This is a genomic window from Mesorhizobium sp. LNHC252B00, assembly GCF_000502955.1.
Classification (GTDB): domain Bacteria; phylum Pseudomonadota; class Alphaproteobacteria; order Rhizobiales; family Rhizobiaceae; genus Mesorhizobium.
This window is the reverse complement of sequence record NZ_AYWO01000064.1, coordinates 1-8364: the sequence shown is the minus strand read 5'-3', so window position 1 is coordinate 8364 and position 8364 is coordinate 1. Positions and strand designations below refer to the sequence as shown.

At 63.7% G+C, this 8364-nt stretch carries 6 protein-coding genes and 1 pseudogene; 4 read left to right on the top strand and 3 right to left on the bottom strand.

The features are described 5' to 3' along the window. Positions 1-478: pseudogene (locus X744_RS1000000173215) on the top strand (SLC13 family permease); the annotation flags it as partial. Between the two features lie 179 nt (positions 479-657). On the opposite strand, the gene X744_RS140030 reads toward X744_RS1000000173215, so the two are convergent. The 3 genes from X744_RS140030 to X744_RS140040 form a co-directional block, all read right to left on the bottom strand. Then, the gene (locus X744_RS140030) at positions 658-3774 is read right to left on the bottom strand and encodes an efflux RND transporter permease subunit (protein ID WP_023763163.1); all 3117 of its coding nucleotides are present in this window, start codon (positions 3772-3774) and stop codon (positions 658-660) included. Continuing rightward, on the bottom strand, positions 3771-4937 hold the full coding sequence (locus tag X744_RS140035) for an efflux RND transporter periplasmic adaptor subunit (RefSeq protein WP_023763162.1): 1167 nt from the start codon (positions 4935-4937) through the stop codon (positions 3771-3773). Before X744_RS140035 ends, X744_RS140030 begins: the two co-directional genes overlap by 4 nt. Positions 4938-5126: 189 nt before the next feature. Continuing rightward, on the bottom strand, positions 5127-5639 hold the full coding sequence (locus X744_RS140040) for a hypothetical protein (protein WP_023763161.1): 513 nt from the start codon (positions 5637-5639) through the stop codon (positions 5127-5129). A 144-nt stretch (positions 5640-5783) separates the two neighbouring features. Between X744_RS140040 and X744_RS140045 the strand changes: the two genes are divergently transcribed. From X744_RS140045 to X744_RS0139065, 3 genes are all read left to right on the top strand, one after another. Then, on the top strand, positions 5784-6449 hold the full coding sequence (locus X744_RS140045) for a response regulator transcription factor (protein WP_023763160.1): 666 nt from the start codon (positions 5784-5786) through the stop codon (positions 6447-6449). Continuing rightward, positions 6446-7840: a HAMP domain-containing sensor histidine kinase gene (locus X744_RS140050; protein WP_023763159.1), complete on the top strand. Its 1395-nt coding sequence runs from the start codon at positions 6446-6448 to the stop codon at positions 7838-7840. Before X744_RS140045 ends, X744_RS140050 begins: the two co-directional genes overlap by 4 nt. A 113-nt stretch (positions 7841-7953) precedes the next feature. Further along, a partial coding sequence (locus tag X744_RS0139065) for an SLC13 family permease (protein ID WP_348626185.1) occupies positions 7954-8364 on the top strand: 411 nt, incomplete at its 3' end.

The following is an 8364-nucleotide window of genomic DNA, read 5'->3' as shown; positions in this document are numbered from 1 at the left end:
GTCGCGGTGGTCGTCATCATCCGCGTCGTCTACCGGGCCGAATTCGCACGCACGGTCCAACTGACGCCCGAGGTCTCGCGCGGCCGCATGCATAAGGGACAGGTGCTGAAGGCTGTGGTGGTCTGCATCGGACTGGCGATTGCCTTCTTCGCCGGCGTGCCCGTCGCCAAGGCAGCGCTCATCGGCGGCGCCATCCTCTTGCTCACCCGCGCCATCAAGCCGGAACGCATCTACCGCGAGATCGACGGTCCGCTGCTGTTCATGTTCGCCGGCCTGTTCATTNGCCTGGCTGGTCGTCGCCATGAGCTCGACGCTGGCCGGCAATTTCACGCTGCTTGGTTCGGTCGCCAACCTGATCGTCGCCGAACAGGCACGGGCCGCCGGCACGCCGCTGTCGTTCGGCGCCTTCTTCAAGATCGGCTTGCCGCTGACGCTGGTCACGCTTCTGGCTGGAACGGCATGGCTTGCATTGCGTTAAGGCGCCCCTTTCCCGATGCACAATAGGCTTTCCATACCGGAATTTCCGCTTCGACCTTGGGCGTCGCCTTTTCGAGCGCAACAGCCGATGAGGTTGGCCGGCAATCCGAGCCGCAATCGTATGCCCAAAAAGCAAACGCAGGTATATGCTCCGCAAGGCTGGCAGGGCTATCCTGGGGACTAGCTCTCACGCCGTATCCATCCATCCTTGGCAAGGGGGCCCCCAACGGATCGCCTGGTCATCTTGTCCAGCAGCAGATAGATCACCGGCGTCGTGAAAAGCGTCAACACCTGGCTGACGACAAGGCCGCCGACGATGGCATAGCCTAGCGGCTGGCGCAGTTCCGACCCGGCCCCATGCCCGAGCATCAACGGAACGCCACCGAGGATCGCCGCCATCGTGGTCATCAGGATCGGCCGGAATCTGAGCAACGCCGCCTGCCGTATGGCGTCTTCCCCCGATAGCCCTTGTTCGGCCTCCGCCTTGATGGCGAAGTCGACCAGCATGATGCCGTTTTTCTTGACGATGCCGATCAGCAGGATGACGCCGATCATCGCCACCAGCCCGAAATCGAAGCCGGCCACCATCAACGTGGCGAGAGCGCCAAGCGCTGCCGAGGGCAATGTCGACAGGATCGTGATCGGGTGGATGAAGCTTTCGTAGAGAACGCCGAGGATGAGGTAGACGACGACCAGCGAGGCGCCGATCAGCAGCGGTACGGTCGAGAGGGACTCCTCGAATGCCTTGGCGCTGCCCGCAAAGCTTCCCTCCAACGAAGCCGGCGGCTTCAGCGCGGCCATGGCGTTTCGCACCGCGGTCGTGGCAGTGCCGAGAGATGCACCAGTCGCAAGATTGAACGACATCGTCACCGCCGGAAACTGGCCTTGATGGTTGATGGAGACAGGCGCCACGCCGCGCGTCGTCCAGTGCGCGACATTGGCCAGCGGCACCAGGGTTCCCGACTGCGATTTGACGGAGAGGCGCTCCAGGGTCTCGACGTCCTGCTGCAGGTTTGGCAGCACCTCGAGAACGACATGGAACGTGTCGGTCTGCGTCGTGTACTGGCCGACCTGCCGCTGGCCAAAGGCGTCGTAGAGCGTTTCGTCGATAGTCTGAGGCAACACGCCGAACAGGGAGGCCGCTGCGCGGTCGACGGTCAGTGTCAGGGTCGGCGCCTGCTGTTGCTGGTCGCTGCCGACATCGGCAAGCTCGGGCAAGCCCTTGAAGGCCGCCAGCACCTTTGGCGCCCAGACGTTCAGTTCTTCGATATCGTTGTCCTCAAGCGTGTACTGGTACTGCGTCTTGGCCGGGCGTGCGCCGATGTTGATATCCTGCGCCGCCTGCATGAACAGGCGAATACCCTGCAGCTTGGCGACCTCCGGCCCGAGGCGGGCGATGACCTGCTGCGCCGAGACATCGCGCTGGCTCCTTGGCTTCAGCGTGATGTTGACATGACCCTGGCTGAGGGCGTTGCCGCCATTGCCTCCGCCTATGTCCATGAAAACGCTGTAGACGGCTGGATCCTTCATCACGACCGCGCTGACCTGTTCCTGCAATCTGGCCATCTCCGCGTAGGACACATCGGGCGCGGCTTGCGACAGGCCGCCGATAAAGCCCGTGTCCTGCTCCGGAAAGAAGCCCTTGGGGATGATGATGAACAGATAGGCGGTTGCGACCAGCGTCGCGAAGAAGACCGTCAGCGTCGCCCAGCGATGGCGAAGCACGACATCGAGACCTCGCCCATAGGGGCCCCGCAGCGCCTCGAAGGCGCGCTCGCTCCACTTGTAAAGGCGCCCGTGGCGGACGGCCCCGGCTGGCTTGAGCAGCCTTGACGCCATCATCGGCGTCATTGTCAGCGAGACGATTGTCGAGATGGCAATCGCGATGGTGAGCGTCAGGGCGAACTCGCGAAAGAGCCTGCCAACGATGCCGCCCATCGCCAGAACCGGAATAAGCACGGCGACGAGCGACAGGCTGATCGACACGATGGTGAAGCCGACTTCTTTCGACCCCTTGAGCGCTGCTTGGATTCGGCTCTCGCCCGCCTCGATGTGCCGGCTGATGTTTTCCAGCATGACGATGGCGTCGTCGACGACAAAACCGACAGCGATGACCAGCGCCATCAGCGACAGATTGTCGAGGCTGAAGCCGAACAGCCACATCGGCGCCAGCGCACCCAGCAGCGCCAGCGGCAGCGTCGCTGCCGGGATAAGCGTCGCCCGCACATTGCGCAGAAAGACGAATATCACCGTGACCACCAGCAGGATGGTGATCAACAGCGTGAACTGGACATCAGACACCGCGGCCCGGATCGTGGTCGTGCGGTCCGTCACCAGCGCGAGCTTGATCGAGGGCGGCAATCCTGCCTGGAGTTCAGGCAGTTCAGCCTTGATGCGTTCCACCACCTGGATGACATTGGCGCCGGGCTGGCGGAAGACATCGACGGCGATGCCGCGTTTGCCGTTCGTCCAATGCGCCATCTTGGCATCCTCGGGACCATCGACGGCCTGGCCAATGTCGCGGATCCTGACCGGGCCGCCGTTGCGATAGGCAACGACCGCATCGCTCCAACCGGCGGCATCGGTGATCTGGTCGTTGTTGTAGATCGGGAAGGTTCGCTTGCCTTCATCGAGATTGCCCTTCGGACCGCTGACGCTCAGACCCTCAATGGCGGTGCGCACATCCTCGAGCGTTACGCCCGCTGCCCCCAAGCGTCCCGGATCGACGGAAATGCGGATCGCCGGCTTCTGCCGGCCACCGATATTGACCTGGGCGACGCCGCTGATCTGGCTGATGCGCTGGGCGACCCGGGTTTCGATGAACTCATCGACGTCTATCAAGGACAAGGTGTCGGAGGTGGCAGACAGTTGGAGAACCGGTGCGTCGGCCGGATTGACCTTATGGAACGAAGGCGGCGAAGGCAGATCCTTTGGCAATTGTCCGCTTGCCGTGCTGATCGCCGTCTGGACATCGCTGGCCGCCGCGTCGATATCGCGATCGAGGTCGAACTGAATGGTGATCTGGGTCGTGCCCAGCGAACTCGACGAGGTCATCTCGGTGACGCCGCTGACCTTGGAGAGCTGCGTCTCCAAAGGCTGCGCCGCCGACGAGGCCATAGTCTCCGGAGCCCCTCCTGGGAGATTTGCCGAGACCTGGATCGTTGGGAACGCAATCTCTGGCAGCGCCGAGACCGGAAGCCTCGGATAAGCGAAGAGGCCGATCAGCAGGATCCCGGCCATGCCGAGCGTCGTGGCGACCGGATGGCGAACGAAGTGGTCGGAGGGCCCCGCGCTCATGGCGCGGCTGTCGTCGCAACAGGGGTGCCACCACCGATGGCGTTGGCGGGTTGCTGAACGCCACCTGGATTGGCCAGATCCGGATTTGCGGAAACGGCCACCGCCGTCCCATCACCAACCTGATCGCGTCCGTCAGAGACAATCTTGTCGCCCGCCGCAATGCCCCTGGTCACAAGCGTCATGCCGTCGGTCTCGACGCCGGATTCGACCAGACGCCGGCTGGCCTTGCCATCAGTGCCAACAACATAGGCATAAAGTCCGCCAACGCCGCGCGAAAGCACTTCGTCGGGAACGACAACACCATGCAGCACCGCCGTGGTCAGCCGGGTTGCGACGGGCAGACCGGGCCAGAGTTTTCCGTCCTGATTGTCGAAAGTGGCGCGCAATTTTATCGAGCCGTTGGCGGAATCGACATTGTTGTCCATCAACGTCAGTTTGCCGCGGGCGAGAACCGTTCGCGTGTCCGTAGATAGCGCCTCCACCGTAGCGACGTTGTCCTTCATCGCTTGGCGGATTTCGCCGAAGCGGTCCCCCGGCGCGACGAACACGACGCCAATCGGGTCGAATTGGGTAATCGTTACGATGCCTGTCGAGGAAGCAGTGCTGACTATGCCGCCGATATCGACGGACCGGAAGCCGGTCCGTCCCGTGATGGGCGCCCTGATCGTGGCATAGCCGAGTTGCGTAAGGGCGCTGCTCGCCGCCGCTTCGTCGGATTTTACAGCGGCGTTCAATTGCTCGACCGCCGCCGCCTTCTGGTCCAGCGTCTCGGCGGCGACAATATCTTTCTTGGCAAGCGCCGAATAGCGGGCAAGGTCGTTGCGCGCATTGTCGAGTTGAGACATGTCCTGCGTCTCCTTGGCCTCCGCCACCGCCAGCGCCGCCTGCAACTGTCGGGGGTCGATCTGCACGAGCACGTCGCCCTGGTGGACGACATCGCCTTCGGTAAAAGGCATGCTCAGGATTTCTCCGTCGATCTGGGTTCGAACTGTCACGGTTTGCAGCGGCGCGACTGTGCCGATACCCGCGATGACCTTTTGGACAGTGCCCACGGTCGCCGAAACGACGCTGACGTGAATGGCTGTTGGCCCGCTCGAAGCCTGACCGGCGGTCGTGGACGAAGCCCTTGGCTGAACGATGTCCTGGGCGGTCGACCCATGCATGGCGGCTCCTGCGGCTGCCAACAGGCAGGCAAAGCCGGCCCAAGCCACGAGCTTAGTCCGTATCCCCCACTTTATCATTGGATGCCCCTCTCGCGCGCAAGCACGTTCCGGAAACTGGGCTGGATGAGCACCGTGACCTCCATTCATTTCGGGCAGACGGCCGCTGGCTTACCGGCCGTGATGCCAGGCTCAGCCGGGTGCGCCCGGCGTGACGATATCGACGCCACGGCCATGCAGGCGATCGGGCAGGCCGCGCGGACCCGGCCGTGGTGGCTTCAGGCTTTCGGCACGGCCGTCGGCATGGACGATGATGTCGCCGTGGATGAAGCCATCGTCGAAATGGCCCTGTACGGTCAGCGCCTCGCCAGCGGTGACGAGCTTGCCACCCTCGCCGCGCCGACCGGTCTCGACCAGCGCACGGCCGCTGCCGTCGTCGATGACGAACTTGTCGCCGAAGATTTCGACGACCTTGCCCTTGACGGCAACGACGCTGTAGGGCGCGAGCGACGAAATGGGTATGGGCTGGATGAGCATGGTGGTGTCGCGGGGCGCGTCCAACGCCATGGCGCCGGCGCCGGCAATAACTCCCAGCGCAACCAGGCCGGCGGCGAAGATGCCGGTCAGATAGGGTCGACGAGCGCGCCGGCTATCGGCCGGCTTGCCGGGTCCGGCCGGATTTGAGCTGCTAGCTGTTTCAGTCATGACATTCGTCTTTCCTTGGCTGTGGTTGAATGGGAGACTTTTACCGCAGGTTCCGCGAATCCAGCCTGAACCAGGTCGTTCAGCTTCAGTTAAGCCGGCGGGCGTAGGACCCGATTCTGAGGCAGGCGTAAGGAAGCCGATTCAATGAAGGTGCTGCTCGTCGAGGACGACCTGTCGATCGCCGGCCAGTTGGCAGAAGCGCTGCGCGGCGAAAACTTCGTCGTCGATATCGCCCGCAATGGCGAGGACGGCCAGCATCTCGGCGACACCGGCGCCTATGATGTCGCCGTTCTCGATCTCGGCCTGCCGAAGATCGAGGGCAAGGCCGTGCTCAAGGCATGGCGGGCAGCGGGGCGCAACCTGCCAGTGCTTATCCTGACGGCGCGCGATGGATGGTCGGAAAAGGTCGAGGGTTTCAAGGCCGGCGCCGACGACTATCTGACAAAACCGTTCCGGACTGAGGAACTGATCATGCGGCTGCGCGCGCTGGTGCGGCGCGCTGCCGGTCATGCCCAGACAAAAGTTACCTGCGGCCCGCTCGCCTTCGACGCGCAACTCGGCACTTTCGAGTTCGATGGCCTGCCGCTGAAGCTGACAGCGCTGGAATGGCGCGTGCTGTCCAGCCTGATGCTGCGCAAGGAAGTGGTGGTGACGCGCGCCGACCTTCTGGAGCGGGTCTATGAAGGAGATTCCGATATCGATTCCAATTCGCTCGAGGTGATCGTTGCCAGGCTGCGCCGCAAGATCGGCCACCGACACATCGAAACCATACGTGGCCTCGGCTATCGGCTGACGGCGGGCGAAACATGAGGTTCATCCCGCGTTCGCTCGCCGGCAGGCTGCGGCTTGCAGCGGCTGCCGCTATCATCGTCGCATTGCTTCTGGCCGGCATCGCCATTGCGCTGATCCTGCAGCGCTTCGTCATCGGCCAGATCGACCAGCGGCTCGACGGCCAGGTCTTCGCCATAGCGGCGGCACTGCAGCACGACGGCGATGGGAAGATGACGGTGACGCCAATGCTCAACGGGCCGCCCTTCGATCGCCCGGGATCTGGCTGGGCATGGCAGGTCACAGGATCGGACGGCGAACTGGTGTCGGCCTCGCTGGCCGGCCTGGGCGCTCTACCGCTGCCGCCGGTCCATGGTAGCCGCTTCCACAATTTCCCAGGATTGTCGAAATTGCTCGGGTCGCTCGATACGTTCGGCCGGCCCGCGCCCGCGGACGGGCCGGGACCGGACGGCCAGGCCCTGCACTGGCGCATCCTTGCCGCGCCTTTCGACAAGCAAACTGTGACCGTGGCTGCGGCGGCGCCTTACCGCGCTATCTATGGGCCGCTGCGCGAAGCCCTGGTGCCGCTGGCGCTGGCGTTGATGGTGCTGGGGCTGTTGCTGTTCGGTGCCATGCTGGCGCAGGTGCGTCTCGGCCTGCGACCGCTGGCCGCTCTGCGAGCCGGCCTTGCCGATATCCGCGCCGGCAGGCGCACGTCGATTTCCACCGACCAGCCGAGCGAAATCCTGCCGCTGGTCGAGGAAGTCAACAGCCTGCTCGCCGACAATGCCGAAGGGCTGGCGCGCGCCAGGCGCCATGTCGCCAACCTTGCGCATGGATTGAAGACGCCGCTGGCAGCGCTTGGTCTCGCACTCGAGCGCCAGTCGACCAAGCCCGCCGACGGCATGATGCGCTCCCAACTCGACCTGATGGACCGGCTGATCCGCCACCACCTTTCACGCGCACGCACCGCAGTTCTATCCGGCCCGGCACGCGCCAGCACCAATGTTGCGGAAAGGTTGGCCGATCTCACCGGCATGATAGCCAACGTGCACCGAGAGCGCGGGCTCAGCTTTCATGTCGATGCTGCGACCGATGTTGCGGTTGCCGCCGAAACGCAGGATTTCGACGAAATCCTCGGCAACCTGCTCGACAATGCCTGCAAATGGGCGCGCTCAAGCGTCACCGTCACGGCAAGGGCCGATGCCGGCCACGTCACGATCGACATCGATGACGATGGCACTGGTCTCGACACGGCGGCGATGCCGGAGGTGATGCGGCCGGGGCGGCGCATCGACGAGGCGACATCAGGCTATGGCTTCGGCCTGCCGATCGCCGCTGAACTCGTGGAGCTTTATGGCGGCAGTCTTGAATTGTCGCGGGCAAATAGCGGCGGGCTGCGGGCGCGGGTGATTTTGCCGCAAGCACTCTGATTATTGAGAGCCAGCTTTCGGACCCTTTTTGCCGGCGCCGCGCCAAGGTTTGAAATACCCCGAACGGGAGGAACCCGATCTGGGGAAAGGAATTCGAACAGGGACTTTTGCGAATGACATTGATGAGCGCGGCGGCCCTGCTGATCCTTGTCCTGACTTACGCCGGTGTCGCCGTTGGCCGCATCCCTGGCCTGCGTCTCGACCGTGCGGGGATCGCGTTGCTCGGCGGGGCGGCGATGATCGCCATCGGCGCGCTCAGCATGGAGGATGCCTACCGGGCCATAAATTTCGACACCATCACGCTTCTGCTCGGCATGATGATCGTGGTCGCGCATCTGAAAGTGTCGNGTGCGGGGATCGCGTTGCTCGGCGGGGCGGCGATGATCGCCATCGGCGCGCTCAGCATGGAGGACGCCTACCGGACGATCAATTTCGACACCATCACGCTTCTGCTCGGCATGATGATCGTGGTCGCGCATCTGAAAGTGTCGGGCGCTTTTCGCGGCCTTGGCGCCATCGCCATC